General features: G+C 65.4%; 22 protein-coding genes and 7 pseudogenes. 9 read left to right on the plus strand and 20 right to left on the minus strand.

Annotation, left to right across the window (positions count from 1 at the left end; translation table 11 throughout):
- Positions 1-226 precede the first annotated feature (226 nt).
- A pseudogene (locus IPN02_05975) lies at positions 227-892 on the minus strand (NAD(P)H-dependent oxidoreductase).
- Positions 893-1,705, minus strand: a pseudogene (locus IPN02_05980) (pirin family protein).
- Between the two features lie 77 nt (positions 1,706-1,782).
- Here IPN02_05980 and IPN02_05985 point away from each other — a divergent pair.
- Positions 1,783-2,717 (plus strand): annotated as a pseudogene (locus IPN02_05985) (pirin family protein).
- Positions 2,718-2,816: 99 nt separating this feature from the next.
- A pseudogene (locus tag IPN02_05990) lies at positions 2,817-3,733 on the plus strand (hypothetical protein).
- A gap of 319 nt (positions 3,734-4,052) precedes the next feature.
- Here the strand turns inward: IPN02_05990 and IPN02_05995 are convergent.
- Positions 4,053-4,478 (minus strand): cupin domain-containing protein, encoded by a 426-nt coding sequence (locus IPN02_05995; protein MBK9296402.1) that lies wholly within the window; start codon positions 4,476-4,478, stop codon positions 4,053-4,055.
- 64 nt (positions 4,479-4,542) lie between these two features.
- A complete protein-coding gene (locus IPN02_06000; GenBank protein ID MBK9296403.1) occupies positions 4,543-5,010 on the minus strand; it encodes a winged helix-turn-helix transcriptional regulator in 468 nt (155 codons plus the stop codon).
- Between the two features lie 100 nt (positions 5,011-5,110).
- Between IPN02_06000 and IPN02_06005 the strand changes: the two genes are divergently transcribed.
- Entirely contained in the window at positions 5,111-5,668 is a 558-nt protein-coding gene (locus IPN02_06005) for a YceI family protein (protein ID MBK9296404.1), read from the plus strand.
- A 64-nt stretch (positions 5,669-5,732) separates the two neighbouring features.
- On the opposite strand, the gene IPN02_06010 is transcribed toward IPN02_06005, so the two are convergent.
- Positions 5,733-6,341, minus strand: coding sequence for a TetR/AcrR family transcriptional regulator (locus IPN02_06010; protein ID MBK9296405.1), 609 nt, complete (start codon positions 6,339-6,341; stop codon positions 5,733-5,735).
- Between the two features lie 134 nt (positions 6,342-6,475).
- Between IPN02_06010 and IPN02_06015 the strand changes: the two genes are divergently transcribed.
- Positions 6,476-7,768 carry a cytochrome P450 gene (locus IPN02_06015; GenBank protein ID MBK9296406.1) on the plus strand — a complete coding sequence of 431 codons (1,293 nt, stop codon included), beginning with the start codon at positions 6,476-6,478 and terminating at the stop codon, positions 7,766-7,768.
- A gap of 413 nt (positions 7,769-8,181) precedes the next feature.
- Here the strand turns inward: IPN02_06015 and IPN02_06020 are convergent, their stop codons facing one another.
- The 3 genes and pseudogenes from IPN02_06020 to IPN02_06030 form a co-directional block, all read right to left on the minus strand.
- Positions 8,182-8,637, minus strand: a complete 456-nt coding sequence (locus IPN02_06020) for a pyridoxamine 5'-phosphate oxidase family protein (GenBank protein ID MBK9296407.1) — start codon at positions 8,635-8,637, stop codon at positions 8,182-8,184.
- Positions 8,638-9,013: 376 nt separating this feature from the next.
- Positions 9,014-10,231 (minus strand): DUF445 family protein, encoded by a 1,218-nt coding sequence (locus tag IPN02_06025; protein MBK9296408.1) that lies wholly within the window; start codon positions 10,229-10,231, stop codon positions 9,014-9,016.
- A gap of 232 nt (positions 10,232-10,463) precedes the next feature.
- Positions 10,464-10,625 (minus strand): annotated as a pseudogene (locus IPN02_06030) (response regulator).
- Between the two features lie 107 nt (positions 10,626-10,732).
- Here IPN02_06030 and IPN02_06035 point away from each other — a divergent pair.
- Complete coding sequence (locus tag IPN02_06035; protein MBK9296409.1) at positions 10,733-10,984, plus strand: hypothetical protein; 252 nt, start codon at positions 10,733-10,735, stop codon at positions 10,982-10,984.
- A 159-nt stretch (positions 10,985-11,143) separates the two neighbouring features.
- Here IPN02_06035 and IPN02_06040 read toward each other — a convergent pair whose 3' ends face one another.
- Both IPN02_06040 and IPN02_06045 read right to left on the minus strand, forming a co-directional pair.
- Positions 11,144-12,007 (minus strand): pirin family protein, encoded by an 864-nt coding sequence (locus IPN02_06040; protein ID MBK9296410.1) that lies wholly within the window; start codon positions 12,005-12,007, stop codon positions 11,144-11,146.
- 11 nt (positions 12,008-12,018) lie between these two features.
- Entirely contained in the window at positions 12,019-12,333 is a 315-nt protein-coding gene (locus tag IPN02_06045) for a hypothetical protein (protein ID MBK9296411.1), read from the minus strand.
- A 233-nt stretch (positions 12,334-12,566) separates the two neighbouring features.
- Between IPN02_06045 and IPN02_06050 the strand changes: the two genes are divergently transcribed.
- The 4 genes from IPN02_06050 to IPN02_06065 all read left to right on the plus strand — a co-directional run bounded on the left by IPN02_06050 (position 12,567) and on the right by IPN02_06065 (position 15,385).
- Positions 12,567-12,998, plus strand: coding sequence for a pirin family protein (locus IPN02_06050; protein ID MBK9296412.1), 432 nt, complete (start codon positions 12,567-12,569; stop codon positions 12,996-12,998).
- An 889-nt stretch (positions 12,999-13,887) separates the two neighbouring features.
- Positions 13,888-14,109, plus strand: coding sequence for a DUF433 domain-containing protein (locus tag IPN02_06055; protein ID MBK9296413.1), 222 nt, complete (start codon positions 13,888-13,890; stop codon positions 14,107-14,109).
- On the plus strand, positions 14,106-14,444 hold the full coding sequence (locus IPN02_06060) for a DUF5615 family PIN-like protein (protein MBK9296414.1): 339 nt from the start codon (positions 14,106-14,108) through the stop codon (positions 14,442-14,444). Before IPN02_06055 ends, IPN02_06060 begins: the two co-directional genes overlap by 4 nt.
- Positions 14,445-15,121: 677 nt before the next feature.
- Positions 15,122-15,385, plus strand: coding sequence for a hypothetical protein (locus IPN02_06065; GenBank protein MBK9296415.1), 264 nt, complete (start codon positions 15,122-15,124; stop codon positions 15,383-15,385).
- A 65-nt stretch (positions 15,386-15,450) separates the two neighbouring features.
- On the opposite strand, the gene IPN02_06070 is transcribed toward IPN02_06065, so the two are convergent.
- The 10 genes and pseudogenes from IPN02_06070 to IPN02_06115 form a co-directional block, all read right to left on the minus strand.
- On the minus strand, positions 15,451-15,648 hold the full coding sequence (locus IPN02_06070) for a hypothetical protein (GenBank protein MBK9296416.1): 198 nt from the start codon (positions 15,646-15,648) through the stop codon (positions 15,451-15,453).
- The gene (locus tag IPN02_06075) at positions 15,645-16,175 is read right to left on the minus strand and encodes a helix-turn-helix transcriptional regulator (GenBank protein ID MBK9296417.1); all 531 of its coding nucleotides are present in this window, start codon (positions 16,173-16,175) and stop codon (positions 15,645-15,647) included. The genes IPN02_06070 and IPN02_06075 overlap by 4 nt, the downstream gene beginning before the upstream one ends.
- A gap of 183 nt (positions 16,176-16,358) precedes the next feature.
- The gene (locus IPN02_06080; protein ID MBK9296418.1) at positions 16,359-16,646 is read right to left on the minus strand and encodes a hypothetical protein; all 288 of its coding nucleotides are present in this window, start codon (positions 16,644-16,646) and stop codon (positions 16,359-16,361) included.
- 106 nt (positions 16,647-16,752) lie between these two features.
- Complete coding sequence (locus tag IPN02_06085; GenBank protein MBK9296419.1) at positions 16,753-17,406, minus strand: TetR/AcrR family transcriptional regulator; 654 nt, start codon at positions 17,404-17,406, stop codon at positions 16,753-16,755.
- Positions 17,394-18,188: an enoyl-CoA hydratase family protein gene (locus IPN02_06090; protein ID MBK9296420.1), complete on the minus strand. Its 795-nt coding sequence runs from the start codon at positions 18,186-18,188 to the stop codon at positions 17,394-17,396. Before IPN02_06090 ends, IPN02_06085 begins: the two co-directional genes overlap by 13 nt.
- Positions 18,188-19,345 (minus strand): annotated as a pseudogene (locus IPN02_06095) (acyl-CoA dehydrogenase family protein). The gene IPN02_06090 and the pseudogene IPN02_06095 overlap by 1 nt, the downstream one beginning before the upstream one ends.
- Positions 19,342-21,348 carry a biotin/lipoyl-binding protein gene (locus tag IPN02_06100; protein ID MBK9296421.1) on the minus strand — a complete coding sequence of 669 codons (2,007 nt, stop codon included), beginning with the start codon at positions 21,346-21,348 and terminating at the stop codon, positions 19,342-19,344. The pseudogene IPN02_06095 and the gene IPN02_06100 overlap by 4 nt, the downstream one beginning before the upstream one ends.
- Positions 21,349-21,414: 66 nt before the next feature.
- Positions 21,415-23,013 (minus strand): acyl-CoA carboxylase subunit beta, encoded by a 1,599-nt coding sequence (locus IPN02_06105; GenBank protein MBK9296422.1) that lies wholly within the window; start codon positions 23,011-23,013, stop codon positions 21,415-21,417.
- Positions 23,010-24,224, minus strand: coding sequence for an acyl-CoA dehydrogenase family protein (locus IPN02_06110; protein MBK9296423.1), 1,215 nt, complete (start codon positions 24,222-24,224; stop codon positions 23,010-23,012). Before IPN02_06110 ends, IPN02_06105 begins: the two co-directional genes overlap by 4 nt.
- A pseudogene (locus IPN02_06115) lies at positions 24,179-25,870 on the minus strand (DUF1446 domain-containing protein). Before IPN02_06115 ends, IPN02_06110 begins: the two are co-directional and overlap by 46 nt.
- Positions 25,871-25,993: the final 123 nt, after the last annotated feature.

Raw genomic sequence — 25,993 nt, forward strand, 5'->3', positions numbered from 1 at the left:
CAGGTCATCCTGACGTTGGCACCTTGACGCCGAGAGCAAGCCTGCCGCTCCACAGCAAAATTGTTGCAGAACGATGCCCACGTGCCCGGCGACTCCCGAGCGAGTCGGCGAGGTCGATGACCAGGCGGCCGATACCATCTTCACCAGCAGCTCGAAGCTAGCCGGGTAGAACACCGCCGGAACACGTCGAAGGTCCCATCCGGACCTGTTCCAGAACCGAGCGGGTTCAGATGGCGGCGCGGCGCGTGGCGAGCGCAGCTGTCTGTGCGGCCAGGTCGTCGAGCATGGTCTTGGCGCTGGCGGTCATGATCTCGTTGGGCTGGACGACGCCGTCGTCGTCGAGGAACTGGGCGGCGAACGGAACGGTGACAGCGGAGGGCGACGGGCGCCATTCCCACAGAGGACTACTGGCTCAGTGCTTGCATGGCGCAGGTGCCGGCGGAGACGCCGCCGTAGCTGAGGAAACAGACCGCCTTGTGCTTCCACTCGTTGTGCAGAAAGTCGATGGCGTTCTTCAGCACCGCGTTGTAGCTGTGGTTGTACTCGGGCGTGACGAGAATGAAGGCATCAGGCGCGAGAGATGGTGGCGCTCAGTCTCGGGTGTGTTGGTGGGTGTATTGCGCCGGAAGCGCAGGTGGTTCGGCTCGTCGAAAACGGTAGGGCGACGTCGGCCAGGTCCACCATCTCCACAGTGGAAGTCACCGTGGTCGGTGGCGATCCGTTCGATCCACTCGGCGAAGGATCGCCCGATGCGGCCCGACCGGGTGCTGCCCACGATCACCTGGAGGACCGGACGATCGATCGTTGCTGGGGGTAGTGGTTGAGGCGTCGTCGTTGGTCGTGATTCCTTCAATATAGTTGATCTGTCAACTAAATGCGATCGTGAGCTCATCTAGGTCAGCTGATGGTAGCGTGCATCTCCCCAGATCAACACCTCGGACTCGCTGGCGGCGGTGAGCTTCTGGCCGCCCGTGCCGGTGAGGCGAACGGCGTCGCCTTCGGCGAGGGTCAACTCCTTCGAGGTCGACGTTGCCTCAGGCCACGAAGAGGTGGACGAACGGGGCGTCAGGGACGGTGGCGCTCCCGCCGACGTTGGTCGTGCTGCGTAGAGCGCAGCGTCGCGGTTCTTAATCCGGATGGCGGCGTCCCCCTCGTGCTTGTCCATCCCCAACAACCGGCACGAGACCGCCGCGCAGGAGCCCATCGTCCGAGTTGCGCTACTCATAGCCGGGCTGGATGCTGCGCTCGTCGGGCGGGATCCACATCTGGATGAACCGCACTGGTTCGTCGTGGCTCGGGCCGCCCTGCGTGCGCCTGAGTCGTTCTTCTCCGAGTGCAGGATCCCGGTGCCGGCGCTCATGCGCTGGGCGAGACCCGGCTGGATCACCCCGCTGTGCCCCTCGGAGTCCTGGTGCACCAGTGAGCCCTTGAGCACCCGGTCACGATCTCCATGTCCCGGTGGGGTGGGTATCGAAACCGGCGCCAGGCAGAACGACGTCGTCGTTGCTGACCAAGAGCAGGCCATGGTGGGTGTTGTCCGGGTCCAGTGGTGGCCGAACGGGAACGAGTGCTTCGAGTCCAGCCAGTCGATACGGGTCTTGAACCGATCGTCGGTCCGCCGGACATCGACCTGGGGGGTGAGGAGTGGATGGTGTCGGACATGGCCGGCCTCGCAGTCAGGGGATCGAAGGAATGTACATGACATATCAACCACCGTGCACCGAAAATCATTCCAGAGACACGTCAGGTATCGTGAATCGGACGTCGAACCGAGGAGTGGCCATGGCCGCTATCACTGTTGAGGACACCGGGAAGCTGCCCGACTGGCCGCCCCGCCACCTGGGGTCCCAGCCGTCCGGTCGTTCGGTCACCGTGGCGCCGAAGGGCTTCGAGGGCGAGGGGTTCCCCGTCCGGCGCGCCTTTTGAAGGTGTGGACCTGGCCATCCTCGACCCGTTCATCCACCTCGACCAGATCGGTGAGGTCAACCGCGCGCCTGGCGAACCCAAGGGGCACCGGCATCCGCACCGAGGCTTTGAAACGGTCACCTACATGATGGACGGCGTGCTCGGGCACGCCGGCTCCATCGGCGGTGGCGGCGTCATCCGCGACGGCGGCGCAGTGGATGACCGCCGGCAAAGGGATCCTCCACATCGAGACCCCACCCCAAGATGTCGGCCGCCGGTGGCTGGTTCCACAGGCTCCAACTGTGGGTGAACCTGCCCGGCGCCAAGAAGTGGATCGACCCGCGCTACCAGGACCTCGAATCCGATCAGGTCGTCCTGGTCACCACTGCGGGTGCCGACACGCTGCTGCGGATCATCGCCGGGCCGCTCAGCGAGTTCACCGGACCGGGCTCCACCCATTCGCCGATCACGATGGTCCACGCCACCTTCGACCCAGGTGCCCGAGCGGACATACCCTGGCCGGCGTCGTTCAACTGCCTCGTCTACATCCTTGGCGGCGACGCCACCGTCAGTGCCGAAGCACGCCCGGTGACCACCGGTGAGCTGACCGTGTTCAGCCCCGGCGGCGCGTTCACCATTGAAGCCGGACCCCAGCAGGACACCCACCGGCGGACTCGAGGTCTTGTTCCTCGGCGGCCAGCCCATTGGTGAGCCCGTCGCCTGGCACGGCTCGTTCGTGATGAACACCGAAGCCGGCTGCGCCAGGCCCTACGAGGAGTTTCCACGCCGGCAAGCTCGGCGTCGTGCCCTGAACCATCCCCTCGCTCCCAGCGACGGGTCGCGGAGGCACCGATTCCGCCCTCGACTGACGGGACGACGCGAACGAGAACCGCAGCACCGCTTGGCCGGTCTTGCCATCCGATGACTGGATCGACACGATCGAGGCGGTGCACCTGTGGTCCCAGATCGTCGGCAAGATCCGCCTCGGCTACTCGCCGTGGCTCAATCACTCCTGGGGCGTCCCGCTCTACGTTTCGACCCGCGGACTGCGAACCTCGGTGATCCCCTTCGGAACCGACGCCGCCGAGCTCGAATTCGACTTCCTCGACCACGAGTTGAGAGCCCACACCACGACCGGGCGGCAACGAGCGATCGCTCTGGAGACCGGCACGGTGGCCGACGTCTACCAGCACGTGCTCGATGCGATGAACCAAGTCAGGATGCCGGTGTCGATCGACCCGATGCCGAACGAGATCCTGACGCCATCGCCTTCGACGAGGACACATCGGTGCGTCACTACAATCCCGACCACGCCCTGTGGCAGGCGCTGGTCCAAGCCGACCGGGTGCTCACCAGGTTCCGCGCCGGCTTCAAAGGCAAAGCCAGCCCCGTGCACTTCTTCTGGGGCAGCTTCGATCTGGCCGCCTCCCGCTTCTCCGGGCGAACCGCGCCCCCGCACCCCGGCGGCATGCCGAACTTTCCCGACGACGTCGCTCGCGAGGCCTACTCACACGAGCTCACCAGCGCTGGCTTCTGGCCCGGCAACCGAGATTCACCTGAACCGGTCTTTTATTCCTACGCCTACCCCACCCCCAAGGGCTTCTCGACGGCGACGGTGGAGCCGCCCGAGGCACGGTGGCTCGAGGACCTCGGTGAGTTCGTCCTTCCCTACGCGGCGGTGGCCGGCGCCGAGGATCCCGACGCCACACTGGAGTCGTTCTTCGACACCACCCACGCGGCAGCCGCCGAACTCGGCGAATGGGACCGGGAGAACCTCGAGTGTGATCACCCCGAAGGGCCCGACTGGTGGCGAAGCCGGCCCCACTAGGACTCATGATGACCTCCATCGGACTGCGCATCGACCGCCCAGTTTGCGCCGTCGGCAACAGCTAAGTCCGGCGCCTGCTGCCTCACCGCACCCGCCGGATAGCCGGCCATTCATCTTTACCGACCTCATCGGCCCCGACGACCTGGCCCGGGAGCCGCTGTCGACATCGACGCCCACCCCCACCTCGGACTGTCGACGCTGACCTACCTCCTCGACGGGCGGCTCGGCGCTGCTGGGAGAGCAACCTCACCGTGCTTGACTCGATGGTCTCGACCATCGACGAGTGGAAGGACCGGGGCGAGGCGGGTTCAGCCGGGCCTCAATAATGGTGCTCATCGGCGTCAGCTTCGGCCTTGGTTGCGTGAACGGTGCCCGCAGGGTGCTCTGGTGGTCCGTAGATCGCGTAGACCTTGAGGGGCTCGTCTCCAATGTTGGTGACGTTGTGCCAGGCCCCAGCCGGGACCAGTATCGCCCAGTCGTCGCCGACCTCGCGGTCGAAGGGGAGGTCGTCTTCAGATGGGCCCATCTGCACTCGTGCCCGGCCAGCTTCGACGCGAAGGAACTGGTCTCCGTGCTCGTGGACCTCAAGGCCTATGTCTCGTCCTGGTTCGATGCTCATGAGGGTCAGCTGGAGGTTGGACCCGGTCCAGCGGGTGGTGCGGTAGTTCTCGTTGGCCAACGTGTCGGCCTCGATGTTCGTGACGAAGGGATTCGGTCCCTCTTCGGTCAGCTTGGTGCTGCTCATCGGCTTCTCCTCAGTAGGTGGATGAAGTTCTCAGGTCTACCTGAGTCTGGGGCTGCGGGTCGGCTCACGCAGCAGGTGCCCGGTCGGGCAGGGGAAGAATCGTGTCGGCGATCTGGGCGAGGGAATCAATCTGCCCCGGGGTGAGACGGTCGACGAACAATCGGCGGACCGCAGCCAGGTGACCGGGTGCGGCAGCTTCGATCTCGGTCCGTCCGGCCGGAGTGATGACGACGAATGCACCGCGGCGGTCATCTCCACAGGCTTCCTTGACGACCAGGCCACGCTTCGCCATGCGGGTGACGTGGTGTGAGAGCCGGCTCTTCTCCCAGCCGAGGGTGTCGCCGAGCTCGAACAGGCGCATCTGGCCGGTTGGTTGGTCGGTGAGCGTGACGAGGACGTGATAGTCGGGATACGACAGGCCTGACTCGACGGCGAGCTGCTGGGCGAGTTCGTGCTCGAGGTGCATCTGCATGAACTGCAGACCCCGCCACGCCCGCTCTTCTTGTTCGGTCAGCCACCGCACGTCATCCATGGTGGAGACCATACCAGGAAGTAGTTGACACGTCATCCGGCGTTGATAGATGATGTGTCCACCATTTAGAAGCCCATCACCAACGATCAGGAGATCTGCCATGAGCACCGCAACCATCCCCACCGCCCTGACCGGCACCTACGTTCTCGACGCCAGCCACAGCCGCATCGGGTTTGCCGCCCGCCACGCCATGGTCTCCAAGGTCCGCGGCTCGTTCAATGAGTTCGAGGGCTCTGGATACTTCGATGCCGAGGACCCCACCAACTCGAAGCTGTCGCTGATCATCCAGGCCGCCAGCATCGATACCCGCAACGCTGACCGTGACGGCCACCTCAAGAGCAACGACTTCTTCGACATGGAGACATACCCGGAGATCACCTTTGCCTCTACCTCGGTCGAGCAGGTCGACACTGAAAACTTCCGGGTCACCGGTGATCTCACCATCAAGGACGTCACCAAGCCGGTGACCATCGACTTCGAGTACACCGGCAGCGCTGTCGACCCGTACGAGAACCAGCGGATCGGTTTCGAAGGCAACACGAAGGTCAACCGCAAGGACTGGGGCGTCAACTGGAACGCCGCCCTGGAGGCTGGTGGCGTCTTGGTGGGCGAGCAGGTCACCCTCGAGTTCGAGGTCTCTGCGATCCGCACCTCGTGAGTCTCGCCAGTTCGCTGCCGCCTCTCGGAGGTGGAGGCTGCGGCGACTGCCTCTTGCCGCGTCGCTACTGGGCGGCGTGGACTCGGATGCTGTCGAGCACCATCTCGACGCCGAGCTTCGCTGCCTCGTCGGGATCGGCGTTGGCGTCACCAAACGCTGAGAGAGCCTCGGGGTGACTGCTCATCACGCCGAGGCCGTAGGTGACCAGATGAAAAAACACCGTCGTCACCGGACCGGTTCGAACGAGGCCGTCGGCCTGGAGTTGCTTGATGGAGCGGAGGCCAACCTCGTTGATCGGCGTGACGTAGCGCTGAAGTAGATAGTCGTAGCGGGGCCCCCGGTGGGTCGATTCCTGGTGGAGGATCCGGACGAGTGCCGGGTTGGCCCGGGTGACCCCAACGAAGCGAAGCATGGCGCCGCGGAGCTGGTCGAGGGGGTCATCGCCGGCGTCGAGGATGCCTTCCGCCAACTGGTCCAGCATGGCTCGCAGGCCATGATCGACGGCGGCGTACCAGAGGGACTCCTTTGTTCCGTACCGCTTGTTCAACAGGTTGTGGCTGAAATCCAGGCGGCGGCACACCTGGCGCATCGACGCACCGTCGTAGCCGTCATCGGCAAAGGCGGCCAGAACGCTGTCGAGCAGGATCTCGTCGCTGATCTGACGGGGACGCATCCGGTCGACTCTAGGTACTGGCAGCGGTGAGGTGCCGCTCACCGACCGCTGGGTTGACAACTGTCATCTTTGGATGCTCGGCTGAGTGCGTCGCGACCGACGACGGGTCGGCACCAACGGGAGGCAACGACACCATGACCGTCAATGCAGGGACGTCAACGGATTCGACGGCGCAGGTGGGAACCCCGCCGGAGGATCCGTCCGACTGGTTCGTGGTCGCCGAGAGATGGACCGATATGGATGCCTGGCATCGCGCTGTCGGCGACATCCGTCGCACCACGCCGGTGGTGTATGCCGATCGTCCGGGCTTCGACCCGTTCTGGGTGCTCACCCGTCATGCGGACGTGTTCGAGGCATCGCGCGACAACCAGACATGGCACAACACCGAACGGTCCGTGCTGGGGCCGGAGGCCGACTACGACAAGCTGACCGCGTCGGGCATGCCGATGCCGAAGACGCTCGTCCACCTCGACGGTCAGGACCACACCGACCATCGCAAGGTCACCAACGACTGGTTCAAGCCGGCGGCCGTGAGCAAGCGCCAGCCCCGTATCGACAGCATCGTCGACGAGTTCGTCGAACGGCTGCGCGGTCTGGGCGGCCGCTGCGACTTTGCCCGCGACATCGCCCAGCCATTCACCCTGCGGGTGATCATGGACATCTACGGTGTGCCGCCAGAGGACGAGCCCCTGATGCTCGAGCTCACCCAAGGCATCTTCGGCGCCGCCGACCCGGAGTACCTCGGCGACGCCGCCAGCGTCGATGCCAAGGTCATGGAGTCGGTGATGAGGTTCATCCAGTTCTTCGCCGAAGTGACCCAGGACCGTCAGGCCTGCCCAACCGACGATCTGGCCTCGGTCATCGCCAACGGCAAGATCGATGGCTGTCCGATGGATGGCGAACACCAGCTTTGGTATTACATCATCGTCGCCACCGCCGGCCATGACACCACGTCGTTCGCGCTCTCTGGGGGCCTTGAGCTTCTCGCCCGCGACCCTTCCCAATGGGCTGCCCTCGCAGCCGATCCGGACCTGGTCAACAACGCGGCCGACGAGATCATCCGCTACACCTCGCCCGTGCGGCACTTCATGCGCTACGCCCAGTCCGACACCCGGATCGGCGGCGTCGAGATCCCAACCGGCGGTCGGGTGTTGTTGTCCTACCCGTCAGCGAACCGGGACGAGGCGGTGTTCGACGACCCAGACCGCTTCAACATCACCCGCCCCGACGCCGATAAACTGCTGTCGTTCGGGGTCGGCGCCCACTTTTGCCTCGGTGCCCAGTTCGCCCGGCGAGAGCTCCGCACCATGCTGTTGCGGCTCAGCCAGGAACTTGACCACGTCGAGTTAGACGGTGAGGTTTCCTACGCACAATCACACTTCGTGTCAGGGGTGAAGAGCCTGCCAGTCACCTACTCGTTTCGCTAGCCACGCGGAAAGCACCGACATACCTGTTCCACCGCTGCCCGACATGACCGAACTCATCGAGGCGTCGGCGTCGTTCGCCGAGCAGCCCGGGCTGAGAGACCACGCGCGACCGTGGCTGGCGTGGGGTCCGCCCGCCCGGGCCAGGGTCGCCAGGAGGCCGGCGCGCTGGCCCGGCCGTCGCTGAGGCCACGCACGCTGCGGTACGAGCGACGTCGACGAACGGGTCCCACTCGTTCGGGTGAACGAAACGACTGCCGTCTTCTCCGCTCCTGGGGCCGACGTCGACTGCCGAGTGTGCGAAATTAACGGACACGACATTGGCGACGAGGAGAAGCAGCCGCCCCCGCGCTCATTCGCCAGGTCGGTTCCCCCGAAGGTTCGTGACCACAGAGGCCTGATACCCCAGCCCCCGCTCAAGATGACGATCGCCACCGTCCGTCATCCATGATCGTGCTGTCCCGAGTTTCGCTGACGCCGTTCCAGGCTTGGATCCGAGTCGGCGCGCAGATCAGCATCGACCAAGTATCGGTTTCGGCCCGCGGGTCCCAGCCAGCCTGTTCGACGTAGCTGCCGAGTGCGGCCTCGTCGACCTCGGGCATCGGTGTCACCTTGACGTCGACGTCAAGGATGACGACGTCGTTGGTGTTGTCGAGCGCCAGACGTGCCCGACCGGAAGACGCCGCGTTGCGCACCGTCGGGGTGTCGCCCCGCGTCACGACGAGGGCTCGGGTGCCGTCCCACGCCAACGACAGCGGCACCAGGTGCGGCACGCCGTCAGCCGAGCTGGTCGCTACCCAGACGTGGTCCTCGGTACCCAGTCGTTCGAGCGTCTGCTCGATTCGTTCCGATGTACTTCGATTGGCGGCCATCAGTGCACCCTATGGGCCAGACCTCCGCTCCTCTGCCGGCGCGCTCCGGTGTGGCGACGGGTCGACCGGTGACGCGAGGTGCTGAGCTCACCGGTGACCTCCACCTCGAAGCGCTCCCCTTCGGGGCCAAACATCCAGCCCGAACAACGAGATCGTCATCCAGCGGGAATCAACCGGGAACCTGCGCCTGGAACTCTTCACATTGCGTGGTGAAATGCCCGGTCCCGGCCCGCCAAGAGAGCGCCTCCAAGGGCCAACCGTGCCACCACTCGTCCTGGGTACTGCTTCTTCGTCATCGCTCGGGTCCCTTCGTCGTCGCGGGAATACTGAACACGCCCGGGCAGCGTGGGCATCTGCGCCGCGTGGACCTGATCGGTCAGACCGCTTGGGCCAGCACGATGCCCGCCTGAATGAGGCCGACGAGCCCTCCAAGCACCCCACCGATGACGATGAGGGTCAACTCGTCCTCTTCAAAGATTCCTCGCAAGAGGCGCTCGAACTCAGGCTTCGACATCGACGCGATCCGGTTTCTGACCAACTCTGCAACACCCAGCTTGGCGTGCACGACCTCGTCGATGTCCTCGCGGATTTCTGGAAGACGCCTTCCCAGGTGAGTAACCAAGAGCACCTGCACCTCTCGCACCTGCTGGTCGGTCACCTCGGTCTCGGTCAGCATGGCGACGACCGGACGTTGTTCGTCGATCGCTGCCGTGATCCGTCGCAACAGCACGGTCGCGATACGAACGCCGGTTTGGCCCTCAGCCAAGACACGGATGAGGTTCGACGGAGTGAAGATCTCGTTCGCCACCACGTCGGCGTACTCGGCGGCGATCTCGGGCTGCCGCTTTGAGAACATGCCCTGGTAGCGAATGATGCCCAAGAATCGGCGCTCCTCCAAGGGACGGAAGATCATCTGCAATGCCAGCCAGTTGGTACCCAGACCGACGAGAACCCCAATGATCGGCATCAGCCACCATTGACCCAACACGCCGTACAGCGCCGCTTGGGCGACACCGACCAACAGGCCGAAGATGCCGCCGTAGTAGACGATGAACCTCAGTTCCTTTCTGCCCATCCGTTGGAACAGATCGCTGAGCCGATCAGCGTTTGCTCCGGCGAGCAACTCGAAGACCAGCGCATGCAAGTCCAGCGTCTCGTCGCTGATCTCCCGGACGTCCTCAAACACCTCCGTCGCCAGCTTGAGAACCTCCGACCGGACCTGGCCGACCACCATGTCGCGAGCGACGGGCGCCATTTCGTCCCAGCGGCCCGGCCGAATGACGTCAAAGGACATGTGGAGCAGTTCCGGCAGCTCCTTGTCGAGACGCTCGGCGATCTCGCTCTGCATCTCTCGTGGGTCGAGTCGCTCCGCGAGCTCCCGAGCGGAGATGACCTTGCCGACGCTGTCCGCCGACTCGCTGGCAAACTGGTCGTTGCGTGCGGGTACGACACCTTGCCAGCCGATGCGCCCGATTCCAACGAACCTACGCGGCAAGAAAATCATCTTCACTGCGGCCCAGTTCGTAGCCATTCCGATGAAGCCCGTAATCAAGGGAATCAGGATGAGGACTTGCAGCGACACGTCTCCGCTCACGAAATCATGCTCCCCGCTGAGTTGCTCGAAAGATGCGACGACGCTGGGACTTTGCCGACCCAGGCCTGACGTGCGGTTCGACCGCAGAAGATTATGACACGAGGTGAACTGACTCGCCTTGATGCCTGGCAGAGATTCTTGTGCCGCTTTCAGGCTGGTCAGCTACGTGGGAGCTGGGTTGGTTTCGCGGTCCCACATAGCGATCTCCACCCGGTTTCGACCACCATGTTTGGACGTATTCGTCGGCGTCGAACGTGGTGATCACCACGACGCGCAACGGGTCGTCCACACCTGGACCGGCGAGCTGGCTTGTTGCCTCCACCCCGTCGAGGTTCGGCATCCGAGTATCGAGAAGGCAGACGTCGGGCCGCAGGTGGCGTGGACCGGCTCCCACCTACAAATGACTCTGATGAGTATCGAGCCCGGTCGTGACGTCGGACTGGAGGTCCACCCGAGGGCGATCAGTTCCTTCGCATCGAGTCTGGACGAGCGCGGGTACAGATGGGGCCGACCGAGCACGACCTGCCTTTCGACGAGGAGGTCGGGGGTGACTGGGCGATCCTCGTCGCCGCCGGGGTGTGGCACAACATCTCTGATATCGATGACGTGCCCCTTAAGCTGTACGCGATCTACGGGCCGCCCGAGCATCCCCACGGGACGGTCGATGCGACCGTGGGGACTCCGGCTGAGTTGAACGCCGAAACCGGTTCCGGCCTCGGCATTGGCAGCCTCAGCGGCCAGGGCACACTGTGAACCGCGTCGATCGGCAGCTCGCTCCTCTTGCCGGTTCGGCATAACCGGCCAGGCCGCTGACAGCGAACCGCGCGTCGACTTGCAGGTTGATCGCATCATCGATGTCTGGATGCGTCCACGGCCCGTCGTGGTGACGGGAAACATTCGCGACTGATCCGCTCAGCGGGGAAGCGGCACGTGCGGCTCATGGTCGTTTGGCACGCGGGAGAATCGTTGGGCGATCCAGTCGGCCTTGGCCTCCTCGATCCGCTCTGGGTCGCTGTGGACGAAATTCCACCAGATGTGGCGTTTGCCGACCGGATCGCCGCCGAGAACGATGGCGGTACCAGAGCCGCTGAGCGTTGCCGCGATCTCAGGGCGAAGCACCGCTAGCTGACCCAACGCGACCGGTTCGTCGTTGACCCGTACCTCGCCGACGAGCGACAACACCGCCAGCTCCCGAAGGTCCGACACGATCGGAACTGGCGACCCGGCGTCCAGCTCGATCTCCGCCAGCACTAGGGGTGACGAACCGGTCACCGGCGAGTCCAGGCCCCAGCCGGAGCCGACGGCGACTCGCACCGAGGATCGGCCGGTCGTGTCGGTCGGGATGTCGGCTGTAGCGGTGTGCTCGAACGATGGTGCCGCGTTCTCGGCATCGGCCGGCAGGGCCACCCAGGTCTGGAGACCGTGCATCGTTCGGGTCGTCGGCCGATCGTCGGGGTGAGATCGTTCAGTGTGTGTGACTCCGGACCCAGCGGTCATCCAGTTGATGGCTCCCGGCTCGATGGTCTCCACCGCCCCGGTCGAATCGCGATGCACCATGCGGCCCTCGAACAGATACGTCACGGTGGACAGCCCGATGTGGGGGTGGGCGTCGACGTCGATCCCCGATCCAGCTGCGAACGTCTCCGGGCCGATGACGTCGGCGTAGATGAACGGACCAACCATGCGACGCTTGCGATACGGGAGAAGACGCCGCACCTGGCCGCCGCCGACCGGTCGAACCCTGGGATCGATGCGGAGTTCGATGGCTGAACTCATGGCGGGTCCCCTCAATCGTTGGACGATGTCCTGAGCTCTGCGAGGCGACGAAGAGCCAAGGCATCTTTGGGCGCGGTGTCTAAGCCGTAGGAGGCGCTGAACAGACCGGCGTGACCGCACCCACAGTGCAGCGCGACCAGGATGGCCGAATCACCGGGGTCCGACGCCCCTTCGAACCGCACGATCTCATCGACCTCGACAGTGGTGGCGCAGTCTCCCTCGCACGCACCGCAGTGCAGCTCGCCGTCAGGGGCCGCGATGAAGTCCTCGATGTAGCCCTGGGAACGAAGCCGGTTCATCGCCGTCGACAGGGTCTCCATGCGCATCAGGATTCCTCCTCGCCAGGGTCTGGCTCAGTCGACAAGACGGTCAATTCGGCTTGTAGGGGCGGCTCGAAACTCATCACATGATCCTAAGGACGTCGAACTAGTCCCATGATGCTACTTCCCCTCCTGCCGAGAAGGATGAACCGCCCTGCGAATCGGTTGACACGTCGTAAACCGGCCACGCACGACACGGGGTGGCCTGGCCGCCGATTTCGAGACCCAGCCCCCGGGACATGGAAATTTTGACCTGGGTGCTCCACGGGTCCCTGGTGCACCAGGACTCCGAGGACAACTCCGAGGTGATCTATCCCGACCTGGCCCACCGCTTAAGCGCTGGCATCGGACCTACCAGATGTGGATCCCGCCCGGCGAGCGGCATCCAGCCCGGCTACGGACAACATGGGCTCGATAACCGCCTCCGGGGAGGAGGCCTCGTCCCGGTCGCTTCGGGCTTGGCCGAGCACGACCGGGACGCCGCCATCCGGATCAATAACTGCGACGCTGCGTCTTCCGCAGCACGGCTTGACATCAGTTGGAGCGGTGGGGGTGGGAGTGGGGCAATTGTGGTGGCGGCTGTAGGACTCCCGCCTTCCTCCGAGCCGGCGGGAAGCTTGACGGAGGTTTTGCGGAAAAGCGGGAGCTCTATAGCCGCTCGACAGCGCTGAGCTGTTCTTTTCCACCATAAGGTAGCGAACCAGCTATTGCGAGCGATGTCGGGGGAGAAGCCGGTCGATTCGTCATATTGGTGCGAACCCCGTGAGACGCCCGGTAGAATCTCGCAGGTGGTTGCCCGACTGAGAGCCTGAACGGCGCCCCCCGGCGGGGTGCACGCATGGCCCGCCGTGTTCAGGGCAATGGAGGGGAGATGCGGGTTCACCCCGGAGTCGATGCTGGGCATGGTCGCCGCCGACGCTCTCGTCGTCGTCGAGGTTCGAGAAGTCGTGCCCCACCGGCACGCGCCCCAGAGCTGATGTCGGACGGGGAGCGGGCCATTTATGGGTCACAAACTCCGGCGTATAGCGCGGTAGGAGGTGGTATCCGCTGACCCGGACAACCCAAAAACCCATTAGATACCAGGCCCTACCAGTTCCTACTGTCTGTATGGACTGACTCGTAATGCGCAGGTCAGGAGTTCGATTCTCCTCCCGGGCTCCAAAAGCCGTTGAGATTGCAGTGATCTGAGAGCCTTGGCGCCTGGTCGCTGAGGTGCCCGGGCCACTTATGGGCCACAAACTGGCTCGATTTTGAACAGCTCGAGGTGGAGATGGGAACCGATCTCCGGGTGTGTCCACCTTCCTGGCCGGCTCCGGCTTGGGCAACCAATTGATCCAGAACTGCCGCCCGGGCCCTAAGGCTGCTGTTTGGCAGACAGCTTCCAGCGCACCCCACGGCACCTCGGATCAGATGTCACCAGATCATGCAGCAGTCCCGGGCGGACTGCTGCATGATCGGTGTCAGGTTGTGTTTGGGCTTGGTCGTTGGCGTGGTGGAACTCCCTGGGTCTAGTGGGGCCGAGCGACTCGGCAGGTTGCATCGGCGAGTAGCCTGGCGGTCATGGAGCTGACGTCGGTGATCGAGACCCGTCCTGGGGTGCGAAGCGGCAAGCCATGTTTTGTTGGGACGCGGATAGCAGTTTATGACGTCTTGGATTATCTGGCATCGGGCATGACCGTCGATGAGATCGTCACAGATTTTCCCGAGTTGACGGCAGACCATGTTCGGGCTGCGATCGAGTTCGCTGCGATGCGTGAGCGGCGGCTCGCCACCCCGGCGTGAGGCTGCTGCTCGACCAGAACCTGTCCCGACACCTTGTTCGTCAGCTCGCTGTCGAGTTCCCTGGTAGCGAGCACGTCACCGGCGTTGGTCTCGACACGGCGACCGATGTCGAGATCTGGGAGTACGCGGCGGACCAAGGGTTTGTCATCGTGTCGAAGGACTCTGATTTCCGGCAGCTCGCGTTTCTGAACGGGCCGCCCCCGAAGGTCGTTTGGTTGCGGCTCGGCAACGTGTCCACGCTGGACATTCTCCAGACACTGCGCCGCCATCAAAATGCGATTGCTGCCTTTTCGGACGCTGCCGATGAGGCACTACTCGTTGTTCCATCCACCTGACAGTTCAATCCCGTTCCGCCCGTCCCACAGACGACCCCGGCGGGGTCGAGCGTGTCCGGATCGCCTGTCAGCGATAACACCAGCGCGCGGACAGCAGCGCGTTCCATCGGAACGAGACGACGACCATCACGCAGATCGCCGGGTGGGCGGGCTGTCCCAAACCCAGGCCCCCATACTCACCTCAGCTGGCGGTCAACACCAGGTCATCGACGTGGATCGATCCACCTGCCGCAGACCACAATCAGTCCACATTCTCCGGCGTATGACGCGGTAGGAGGTGGTACCTGGTGTTAAGGACGACCCAAATATCGCTTGGTACCAGGCCCTACTAGTTCCTACGAAGCATCTGGCCTGACTCGTAATGAGCAGGGCAGGAGTTCGATTCTCCTCCCGGGCTCCAAGAACCGTTGCAATTGCAAGGGTTTTGAGATTTCTAGCCGTCGCTGGAGAAAGCCTGCGGGCCACTTTGAAGGTGGCCCGCTTATTTTGGGGTGCGACTCCGGGTCAGCCTGAGAACCCAGTCACTGTCAGCGATGCCGCTTGGCCGCGAGCTTGAGTGCGTCGGCGGGCGACTGTTCGGTCGTTCTAGCTCGACGGTCAGCGATTGCTTGACCTCGTTTGGTGTGCCAACTGTGTCGTTGTGACTCCGGGAGGCCGCGAGCGGCGATTCGGTCGAGGTGCTGGACAGCCCTGCTGGAACGGACGTCCTCGATCTCGCCGAGGAGTTCTCGGACGGTCATTGGGTCGATCAAGCGACTGAAGACAAGCGTGTCGACGAACTCGATGTCCTTTTCCGGCCGGCGATTAGCTTTGCAGCGGCCAGGTCGTGCGGGTCCAAGCACCAGCCAGTTGCTCCAGAACTCGGATCGACCTCTGGGATCAGCCGGTCAAACCAACACTTCTCCAGCGCCGACGTGTCGATCGAGATCCCGTCGACGTGAAAGCCGAAGGACTCTTGGAAGCGGGAGTCCTGTGCAAGGGAACCGTCAAGGTGGTCTGATAGCCGTTAGACCTCGGCGCGGTCGGCCGCCACCGGCATGATGTCTACCTCAGCCGACATCATGAGGCTGGGATCAAGAATCGTTGCCGAATACGAGGCGAGAATGGACTGGGAGCCCATGATGACAATGGCCCCGCTGGCACCCTCGGAGCGGAGCACTTCTCGGGCCGCCCGGATGCTGTGGTGAAATTGTTCGAGGTTCATCGCTGCAGCCCGTGAACCGCCCGTCGACGTTCGTCATCGGTGAGAACGCCGGCAAACGGTGAGCTCTGGCGGAGATCTCGTGCGAACTGATCGACCGAAGTGAGAAGTGAGCAGACCGGGCCGGGTCCCAGTTCCAGTAGCGACTCCCAAACGTCAACCCACGGCTGTTCGTGCTGGCCGATCAATCGCATTTCCTTAAGGTTCTCCCGCGCTTTGGCGATCACTCGCTCTGGGTTGCGTCGAAGCCGCTCGGCCACCGCCGAGCTGAGCGCCAGTGATCGACGCTCTTCAAACGTCATGGTCGGCACGGCAGCAAGATCGAAGTGCATAGCGCGCATGACCCTGGACAGAGTGTCGGTCCTTGGGCTGACGCGATCGCGCTCGTAAGTGTTGATCCGCTCCCTGGACGTCGCTGCCAGTTCGGCCAATTGCCCCTGCGACAGGCCGAGTTCCCGGCGACGAGAAGCGATCAAGTCGGCAGCACTCATTCGTTCAGTGTATCTGAACCGATACGGGCTGGCGAGCACGTCGAGGAACTGGTCTCGGCCATGGCGGCTTCGGCTGCTCTCATCCGCAGCGAAGGCGGGGGAGCGGGCCACTTACGGGCCACAAAAACTCCGGCGTATGACGCGGTAGGAGGCACGTCACCGACGTTGGTCTCGACACGGCGAGCGATGCCGAGACCTTGGACGACGCGGCGGACGTGCGAGTCAGCTGGGGGAGTCCGAGTGCAGCTTCAGATCGGTGTGTCGTGCCAGCGCGAGGAAGTCGGCGTCGGCGTGGAGGATCTCGGCATCGACGCGTGCGGCGACTGCGTCGATGAGGCAATCGATGAGCTTGCGGACGGTCTCACCGCTGGCACGGCACGTCCGGTGCATGAACGCAGCGGTCTCGTAGTCAGCGGGAGTTGTGGGAACCATCGTCGCTCGTGCCAGCAGTCGGCGTAGCTGGATCAGGTGGTGCTCGCTGCGAGCGCCGGCAAGGACCTCCATCGACACGACGTCACATATCGCCAGGTCCGCATCGACCGGGCCTGATCGATGCCGAGCGGCTCGCCTGCCACGTGGCGCAGAGCAAGGTTGACCGCTGTACACCTACGTGCGGTCAAGCGTCGGGTGGGTTTCGACCATGATCGGCTGCACGGCGGAGCGCTCCATCGAGCAGCTCCGACCACTGGGCGATGATCGGTGAGCGGCGTCGCCGGTCGTCGCCGAGCAGGTTTGCCAGCCCGAGGCCGCGTGCCATGTCGATCGTCGCTTGGATCAGTGGGCGCACCCCCGGGTTCTGATCGTCGACGCCGAGCAGTTGCACCGTCGCCCCGTACACCTGTCGGCCGACGCGGGTCTCCAGGGTGACGACCCGCTTGCGCAGCTGAGGCTCGGCCGCGGACGCCACCCACAGCGCAAGCGCCGCATGAAACAGCTCGCCGGTGTGCATGTCTACGACCATCTCGACCACGCGCTGGGTCGAGATGGTCTCGTCGCCCTGGGCCTCGATGTAGCGGTGGATCTCCAGGGCCCGGGCCTCGGTCATGTGTTCGACCGCAGCGACGAACAGATCCTCGCGGGTGGGAAAATGGTGCTGCGCCGCGCCGCGGGACACCCCGGCCCGCTCCGCAACAACCGTGACGGTGCTTCCCGACCAGCCCACCTCGGCGAGGCAGCCGACGGCCGCCTCCAGCAACGCAAGGCGGGTCGCCCGGCTTCGATCCTGCTGGGGGCCCTTCACCGGTGGTTCGGTGGTGGTCACTCTGCCCAGCGCGGCGGTCGGCGTTCCATGAACGACGCGATGCCCTCTTGTGCATCCTCGGACGAGAAAAGCGTTGCCGACATCTCGATCAGGCGCTCGGCATCGGAGTCGAACGTCGTGAGCATCGCGTGGGTGGTGAGCTGTTTCGAGGCGGCCAAGCCCTGGGCCGAGCACCTTCGGAACGAGGCTGCAAGCTCGGCCACGGCCGCATCGGGGTCCTCCGCCGTGATCGTGACCAGACCGATTCGTTCTGCCTCGGCTGCATCGAAGCGATCGCCGGTGAGGTAGTAGCGCGACGCCGCGCGGTCGGTCAGACGCGGCAACACCGTGAGCGAGATGACCGCCGGGGACAGCCCCAGGCGGGCCTCGGTCAGCGCAAAGCTTGAGGTGAGCCCGGCGACGGTGAGGTCGCACGCCGCAAACAGTCCTAGCCCGCCCGCACGAACGTTGCCGTCCACTTTCGCCACCACCGGTTTGTCCAGCTCGATGATCTGGCGCAACAGCGCAACCAGACGTGCCACGCCCTTTGCCGGGCCGCCCTCGCGGGCTCCTTCGGCCAGGTCGGCCCCCGCGCAGAACGTGTTGCCGGTGTGGGTGAGCACCACGGCGCGCACCGCATCGTCGGCCTCGACGTCGCGGAGGTGGGCGGCGAGTTCCCCGACCAACCGCGAGCTCAGCGCGTTGCGGTTCTCCGGCGAATCCAACGTGAGCGTTGCGATCCTGTCGTTATCGGAGCGGAGGACGACCGGCGAGTCTGCGGTGGGTGGGGTGGTGGGTGATGCGGTGGTCATCAGTACGACTTCGGCAGGTCGAGGCTGTGCTGTGCGATGAAGTTGAGGATCATCTCACGGCTCACCGGGGCGATACGCGACAGCTTGGACGCCGCGATGAGCGCTCCGAGGCCGTACTCGCTGGCCAGGCCGTTGCCCCCAGGGTTTGCACCGCCTGGTCGACGGCGCGGGTTCCGGCCTCACCGGCGGCGTACTTGGCCATGTTGGCCGCCTCGCCTGCACCCATGTGGTCGCCCTGGTCGTACAGGGTGGCCGCCTTCTGCATCATGAGCTTTGCCAGTTGGACCTCGATGTGGGCCTGGGCGAGCGGGTGCGCAACACCCTGATGCGACCCGATCGGTTTGTCCCTCCACACGACGCGTTCCTTCGCGTAGTTGACAGCGATGTTGAGCGCGTAACGCGCCATGCCGATCGCAAACGACGATGCCATGATGCGCTCGGGGTTGAGCCCGGCAAACAGCTGGTCGATCGCAGCGTCCTCGGAGCCGACGAGCGCGTCCGATGGCAGGCGGACGTCATCGATGAACACGGTGAACTGGTGATCGGCGCTGATCATGTCCATCTCGATCTTGGTGTACTCCAGCCCGGTGCTGTCGGTGGGGACGACGAAGAGCACCGGCTTCAGCGCCGGTGGCGGAGTCTTCGGTGCGGGCCACGACCAACACGTTCTGGGCGACGTCGACGCCGGAGATGTAGGTCTTGCGCCCGCTGAGAACCCAGTCGTCGCCGTCGCGCCGTGCGGTGGTGGTGATGCGATGCGAGTTCGATCCGGCGTCGGACTCGGTGATGGCGAAGGCCATGATCTCGGATCCGTCGGCCAGGCCCGGAAGCCAACGGTCCTTCTGGGAATCGGTCCCGTATTTCGCAATGACCGTGCCGCAGATCGCCGGCGAGACCACCATCATCAGCAGGCCGCAACCTGCGGTACCCAGTTCCTCCTCGACGATCGCCAGCTCGTACATGCCGCCGCCACCGCCGCCGTACTCGGTGGGCAGGTTGACCCCCAGGTAGCCGAGCTTGCCCGCCTCGGCGTACAGCTCGGCCATGTCGCCACCGGAGCGGGCCTTGCCGACCATGTACTCGTAGCCATAGGCGGCGCCCAACTGGGCCACCGCCTCGCGAAGCGCGAGTTGCTCGGGGGTTTCGGTAAAGCTCATGTGTCCTCCTCGGTGACGACGGCGAGCACGGCGCCCACCTCAACCTGTTGTCCTTCGGTGACGTGCAGTTCGGCGACCGTGCCGGTGACCGGCGCAGTGACCTGGTGTTGCATCTTCATTGCCTCCAGCCACAACAGCGGCTGTCCGGCGCCGACCTGGTCGCCCTCGGCGACGGCGATCCGCACGATCGAGCCGGGCATGGGCGCCAGCAGCGACCCGGGCGCCGTGTGGTCCTCTGCGCTCGGAAACCGGCTGAGCAGTTCCAACGCCACCGGACCGAGCGGCGAGTCGATGGACACGAGGCGGTCGTAGGTAGCGACCTCGAAGCGGCGTTGCACGCCGTTCGTGCGGAGCACCACCCGATCCGGCTCCATCGAAACCAGCTGCACATCGTCGTGACCGACGGCCAGCAGGCCGTCGCGGGAGATCCGGTAGGACACCTCGATCGTGTCGGTCCCCCCGGCGTCCGGCCCGCCCACTCGACGGAACGACTTCTGCTGGGGTTGCGACACGATGTTGCGCCAGCCGCTCGGCAACCCACCAAGCACCGTCGCGTCGCGCCTGTTCCGCGCAGCCAGCGCGAGGGCTGCGGCGAGCGCAGCGACCGAGGTGGCCTCCTCGTCGGCGAGCGGCCCGCTGAGCACCTCGAGCCCGTGACGGTCGAGAAACGCCGTGTCGGTGTCGCCGGCCTGGAAGGACGGGTGTTCGAGGATGCGAACGAGCAACGCCCGGTTGGTGCCGACGCCGTGAATCCTGGAGTTGCGCAGCGCTGTGGCCAAGCGGCGCGTCGCCTCGGCTCGGGTGGGCGCCCAGGCGATCAGCTTGGCCAGCATCGGGTCGTAGTGGGTACCGACGACGGAGCCGTCGGCCACCCCGCTGTCGAGCCGAATCCCCGAACCGGCACCGGCCTCGAAGCCGGGCGGCAGGTCGAACTCGGAGGCGACGCCCGGCACGGAGAAGCGATGCAGCGTGCCGCTCTGGGGCTGCCAGCTGTTCGCCGGGTCCTCTGCGTACAGGCGCACCTCGATGGCGTGCCCGCCGGTGGGCGGGGGATGCTCGTCGAGGGTGCCCCCTTCGGCCAGGTGAAGTTGAAGTGCGACGAGGTCGGTTCCCGTGGTCGCCTCGGTGACCGGGTGCTCCACCTGGAGCCGGGTGTTCATCTCCAGGAAGTAGAACGCTCCCGACTCGTCAGCGAGGAACTCGACGGTGCCGGCGCCGACGTAACCGATCGCAGCGGTGGCGGCGCTCGACGCCTCGAAGAGCCGGTCGCGCATGCCATCGACGCGCTCCACCAGCGGTGACGGCGCTTCCTCCACGATCTTCTGGTGGCGCCGTTGGATCGAGCACTCCCGTTCGCCGACCGCCCAGATCGTGCCGTGTTGGTCGGCCATCACCTGCACCTCGATGTGGCGCCCGGTCTTGAGGTAGGGCTCGCAGAAGACCGTCGGGTCGCCGAACGCAGACGCGGCTTCGGCGGAGGCGAGCTCGAGCTCGTCGGCCAGCGACGCCAAGTCGGTCACGATCCTCATCCCGCGTCCGCCGCCCCCCGACGACGCCTTGATGAGCACGGGAAGGTGCGCTTCGGTGATCGCGTCGGGATCGATCCGGTCGAGCACGGGGACGCCCGCCTCCGCCATTAGCGCCTTCGACTCGATCTTGGATCCCATCGTGTCGATCGACTCGGGCGGTGGGCCGATCCAGGTGAGGCCGGCATCGATCACCTGGCGGGCAAACGATGCGTTCTCGCTGAGGAAGCCGTAGCCCGGATGCACGGCGTCGGCGCCGCAGCGCCGGGCGGCCTCGATGATCAGCTCGGCCCGCAGGTAGGTGTCGGTTGCGCTGTCGCCGGGCAGCCGCACCGCAGCGTCCGCCTCGGCGACGAAGGGCTCGTTGGCATCGGCATCGGAGAACACCGCAACGGTGAAGATGCCCAGGTCTCGGCAGGTGCGGAACACCCGACGGGCGATCTCGCCGCGGTTGGCGACCAGCACTGAGGTGATCATCGTTGGGCCCTCGAATCGGCGGAGTAGTGGGCGTGCGAAGTGAAGAGTTCTGAGGAGGTCACCGGATCACATCCTGAACGTGCCGAAGCCGTCGGCCCCTTGAACGGGCGCCGAGTGGATGGCCGAGAGCGCCAACCCCAGCACGGTGCGGGTGTCCCGCGGGTCGATGATCCCGTCGTCGAGCAGCCGGCCGGACAGAAACTTGGCCGTCGATTCGGCCTCGATCTGCGCCTCGATCATCTCCTTCATGGCGGCGTCGGCGTCCTCGTCGTAGGGGTTGCCTCGGGACTCGGCCGACTGCCGGGCGACGATCGAGATCACCCCGGCGAGCTGTTGGGGGCCCATCACCGCCGACTTTGCGTTTGGCCAGCTGAACAGGAAGCGGGGCTCGAAGGCCCGCCCGCACATGCCGTAGTTGCCGGCGCCGTAGGACGACGCCATCACCAGGGTGATGTGGGGCACCTTCGAGTTGGCGACGGCGTTCACCATCATCGCCCCGTGCTTGATGATGCCGCCCCGCTCGTACTCCTCGCCGACCATGTATCCGGTGGTGTTCTGAAGGAAGATCAGCGGCGTGTTGATCTGGTTGGCCAGCTGGATGAACTGGGCGGCCTTCTGTGCCTCCTCGCTGAAGAGCACCCCTCGTGCGTTGGCCAGAATGCCGATGGGATAGCCATGGAGTTGCGCCCATCCGGTGACCAGCGACGAACCGTAGAGCGGCTTGAACTCGTCGAAGTCCGACCCGTCGACGACGCGGGCGATCACCTCTCGGGGGTCGAACGGCATCTTGGGGTCGGTCGGCACCAGGCCGAGCAGTTCATCCTCGTCGTAGCGTGGTGGGGAGACAGCCTGGCGTGGGGCCGGACCGTGCTTGTCCCAGTTCAGGCGAGCGACGATGCGTCGGCCGAGCCGGATGGCGTCGTGTTCGTCGACGGCGAAGTAGTCGGCGAGGCCCGAGGTGCGTGCGTGCATGTCGGCGCCCCCGAGCGACTCGTCGTCGGAGTCCTCGCCGGTCGCCATCTTCACCAGCGGCGGGCCGGCCAGGAACACCTTGGAGCGCTCCTTGATCATCACGACGTAGTCCGACATGCCCGGGACGTACGCCCCGCCGGCCGTGGAGTTGCCGAACACCAGGGAGACGACCGGGATGCCCGCCGCCGAGAGCCGGGTGAGGTCGCGGAACATGGCCCCGCCGGGGATGAAGATCTCCTTCTGGGTCGGAAGGTCCGCGCCGCCGGACTCGGTCAGGTTGATCATCGGCAACCGGTTGGTCAGCGCGATCTCGTTGGCCCGCAGCACCTTCTTGAGGGTCCACGGGTTGCTCGCCCCGCCCCGCACGGTGGGATCGCTGGCGCTGATCATGCATTCGACGCCCGAGACGACACCGATGCCCGTCACCACGCTGGCCCCGACGGCGAAGTCGCTGCCCCATGCGGCGAGCCCCGACAGTTCCATGAACGGCGAGTCCTCGTCCAACAACAGCTCGATGCGTTCGCGAACCGGCAACTTGCCGCGGTTCCGGTGGCGCTCGGTGTATTTGGCGCCGCCCCCGCCGACCGCGGTGGCGTGCTCGGCGTCGAGGTCGGCAACCTGATCGAGCAGGGATTGCCGGTTGGCAGCGAAGTCCTCGCTGGTGGTGTCGAGGGAGGACGTCAGCCTGGTCATGAGGTGTACCCCAGCAGCTTGCCGGCCAAGCCGGTCATGATTTCGTTGGTGCCACCGCCGATGCCAAGGATTCGCATGTCGCGGTAGTGGCGCTCCACTTCGGATTCGGTCATGTATCCCATTCCCCCATGAAGTTGCACCGCCTGATCGACCACCCACTCGCCCGCCTCGACGGCGGTGTTCTTGGCGAAGCACACCTCGGCGATCAGGTCGGCTTCCCCCCGGGCATGCCGGGCGGCCACGTCACGGGTATACACCCTGGCCACATCGATGCGTCGGGCCATGTTGGTCAGGGTGTGTTGCACGGTCTGACGCGAGATCAGTGGTCGGCCGAACGTCTCCCGGGCTCGGCACCACTCGACGGTGATGTCGAGTGCCCGCTGCGCCGCCGCATAGGCCTGCACCGCCAGGGAGATCCGTTCGTCGACGAAGTTGTCGGCGATCTGGCCGAACCCGCCGCCCTCGGCGCCGACAAGGTTGGCGACCGGCACCCGACAGTCCACATACGACAGCTCGGCGGTGTCCGAGCATCGCCACCCCATCTTGTCGAGCTGGCGGGTCACCTCGAACCCCTCGGTGTCGGTGTCGACGACGACGAGCGAGATCCCGTGAGCCCCGTCGCCGCCCGTGCGCACCGCAGTGGTGATGTAGTCCGCCCGGACACCGGAGGTGATGAACGTTTTCGCCCCGTTGAGGACGAAGTGATCGCCGTCGCGAACCGCCGAGGTTCGGATGCCGGCAACGTCGGAGCCGGTGCCGGGTTCGGTGATCGCCAGCGACCCGATTGCCGTCCCGGCCAGCGTCGGGCGAACCCAACGGTCCACCTGGTACGGGTCCCCGGCCTTGGCGATGTGGGGCGCCGAGATGCCGGCGGTGAAGAGCGAAGCGATCAGGCCCCCGGACACGCCGGCGTAGTGCATCTCCTCCACCATCGTCACCACGTCGACGATGTCCCCACCGCCGCCGCCAACCCGGTCGGGGAAGCCGAGGCCGATCAGGCCGAGATCCCCGGCGAGGCGGTGCAGCGAGCGAGGTAGCTCCCCGTCTCGTTCCCAGTCGCCGAGGTGATCGAGGATCTCACGTTCGACAAAGCGGCGAACCGTCCGTCGCAGCTCGTGGCGCTCAGGGGTGTCAAACGGGTTGGCGCCGTTGGGGTCGGGTGTGCTCACAGCAGTACCTCTGGGATCGAAACGTGACGTGAACGAAGCCATTCGCCTAGGGCTTTGGCCTGGGGGTCGAACCTTGCGTTCGAGGAGACGCCCTCGCCGAGGATGTCGTCGACCAAAAGTTCACCGCCCGCAGGTTGGCAAATACGTGGCGGGTGACGTTCAGGCCGGCCGTTTCCGGGAGCAGTTCCTTCAGCCGGTCGACCGTCAGCGTCGTGACGAGCCAGGCCCACTCGGTATCGGTGCGGACCCAGACGCCGATGTTGGCCGAACCGCCCTTGTCCCCGCTGCGGGCGAGGGCGATCGTGCCCAGGGGAAGCTCCCGCGACGGCGCGTCGGGCTGCAGCGCTTCGTCGAGTTTGGGTGCGACGAAGGTGTGCTCGACGGGCTGAAGGTCGGCCACGGTCGTTGGCGCCGCAACTGCGTGGCGGATGCCGTCTGCGGTGACTGCGACGTGGTCGACGTCGTTCGCATCGAGGTACGCCGCAGTGAAGACGCCATAGGGCGACCCGTTCGATGGGGGCGCCGTCACGTTGAATCCGGGGTAGCTGGCGAGCGCCAACTCGATGGCCGCTCCGGAGAAGGCTCGCCCGACAACTTCGGGGTCGTCGCTGCGAACCACACACTGCAGCAGCGCGCTGGCCTCCTGCTCGGTCGCCGCGTTCGGGTGATCGGTGCGGGCGAGGGTCCATTTCATGTCAGCGTCGACCGCATCGGCCATCTGGGCTTTCACGAGCGCTGCCTTGGCCTCGATGTCGAGGCCGGTCAATACGAAGACCACCTCGTTGCGGTGTCCACCCAGGGTATTGAGCCCCACCTTGAGCGTGGACGGGGGCGGTTCGCCGACTGCGCCGCTGAGCCGCACCCGGTCCGGTCCGTCGTCACCGAGCTGGATCGTGTCGAACCGTGTCGTCACATCGGGCCCCGCATAGCGGGCACCGCCGATCTCGTAGAGCAGCTGCGCAGTGACCGTGTCGCGGGTGACTGCACCACCGGTGCCGTCGTGCTTGGTGATCACGCTGGAGCCGTCCTCGAAGACCTCGGCGATCGGGAATCCCGGATGCAACAGATCGGCGATCTCGGTGAACCGCGCGAAGTTGCCCCCGGTCGCCTGGGTACCGCATTCGATGACGTGTCCGGCCGCAACCGCGCCGGCCAAGGGGTCGAGGTCATCGATCGACCAACCGAAGTGGGCCACCGCCGGGCCCACCACCAGCGACGCGTCGGTGACGCGGCCGGTCACGACCACGTCGGCCCCGTGGTTGAGTCCCAAAGGCACCCAGGTAGGCGTTGGCGGCAAGCGGAGAGCCGTACCCAAGCTCGTCCGCACGGGGCAACAGATCGTCGCCCTCCACGTGAGTGATGTGGGCCGACACGCCGATGATGCCGGAGAGCTCGCGCAGCCGGTCGGCCAGTCCTGCCGGGTTGAGGCCGCCGGCGTTGACGACGATCTTCACGCCGGCGTCCATCGCCAGGCCCAGGCAGTCCTCCATCTGCCGCACGAACGTGCCTGCGTACCCGCGGCTGGGATCCTTCAGTCGGCCCATCGCAAGGATCAACATGGTGAGCTCGGCCAGGTAGTCGCCGGTCAGCACGTCGATGTGCCCGCCGGTCACCATCTCACGGACCGCGTCGAACCGGTCGCCGTAGAAGCCCGATGCGTTGGCGATCCTCAGTGGCCCCGTGCTCATCAGTCGTTCCCCTCGCACCCCACCGGTCAGCCGTCGTGGCTCCCAGCAGCCTCGCGCGGAGTCCAAAAACAAACAAGCAGCATTGCTTTATTTGCCGAAGACGGGCCTGGAGGTCCTCGGTCG

Origin of the sequence: Candidatus Microthrix subdominans (assembly GCA_016719385.1) — a bacterium.
Taxonomy (GTDB): Bacteria; Actinomycetota; Acidimicrobiia; order Acidimicrobiales; family Microtrichaceae; genus Microthrix; species Microthrix subdominans.

What these genes read in the sequence shown, in the direction of transcription:
- IPN02_06110 (MBK9296423.1), bottom strand. Translation starts at nt 24,224, where the DNA reads ATGGCTTCGTTCACGTCACGTTTCGATCCCAGAGGTACTGCTGTGAGC.
- IPN02_06045 (MBK9296411.1), bottom strand. Translation starts at nt 12,333, where the DNA reads ATGCGCATGGAGACCCTGTCGACGGCGATGAACCGGCTTCGTTCCCAG.
- IPN02_06010 (MBK9296405.1), bottom strand. Translation starts at nt 6,341, where the DNA reads ATGCGTCCCCGTCAGATCAGCGACGAGATCCTGCTCGACAGCGTTCTG.
- IPN02_06040 (MBK9296410.1), bottom strand. Translation starts at nt 12,007, where the DNA reads ATGAGTTCAGCCATCGAACTCCGCATCGATCCCAGGGTTCGACCGGTC.
- IPN02_06005 (MBK9296404.1), top strand. Translation starts at nt 5,111, where the DNA reads ATGAGCACCGCAACCATCCCCACCGCCCTGACCGGCACCTACGTTCTC.
- IPN02_06000 (MBK9296403.1), bottom strand. Translation starts at nt 5,010, where the DNA reads ATGGATGACGTGCGGTGGCTGACCGAACAAGAAGAGCGGGCGTGGCGG.
- IPN02_06100 (MBK9296421.1), bottom strand. Translation starts at nt 21,348, where the DNA reads ATGATCACCTCAGTGCTGGTCGCCAACCGCGGCGAGATCGCCCGTCGG.
- IPN02_06090 (MBK9296420.1), bottom strand. Translation starts at nt 18,188, where the DNA reads ATGACCACCGCATCACCCACCACCCCACCCACCGCAGACTCGCCGGTC.
- IPN02_06035 (MBK9296409.1), top strand. Translation starts at nt 10,733, where the DNA reads ATGGGGCCGACCGAGCACGACCTGCCTTTCGACGAGGAGGTCGGGGGT.
- IPN02_05995 (MBK9296402.1), bottom strand. Translation starts at nt 4,478, where the DNA reads ATGAGCAGCACCAAGCTGACCGAAGAGGGACCGAATCCCTTCGTCACG.
- IPN02_06055 (MBK9296413.1), top strand. Translation starts at nt 13,888, where the DNA reads ATGGAGCTGACGTCGGTGATCGAGACCCGTCCTGGGGTGCGAAGCGGC.
- IPN02_06015 (MBK9296406.1), top strand. Translation starts at nt 6,476, where the DNA reads ATGACCGTCAATGCAGGGACGTCAACGGATTCGACGGCGCAGGTGGGA.
- IPN02_06050 (MBK9296412.1), top strand. Translation starts at nt 12,567, where the DNA reads ATGGAAATTTTGACCTGGGTGCTCCACGGGTCCCTGGTGCACCAGGAC.
- IPN02_06020 (MBK9296407.1), bottom strand. Translation starts at nt 8,637, where the DNA reads ATGGCCGCCAATCGAAGTACATCGGAACGAATCGAGCAGACGCTCGAA.
- IPN02_06105 (MBK9296422.1), bottom strand. Translation starts at nt 23,013, where the DNA reads ATGACCAGGCTGACGTCCTCCCTCGACACCACCAGCGAGGACTTCGCT.
- IPN02_06070 (MBK9296416.1), bottom strand. Translation starts at nt 15,648, where the DNA reads ATGAACCTCGAACAATTTCACCACAGCATCCGGGCGGCCCGAGAAGTG.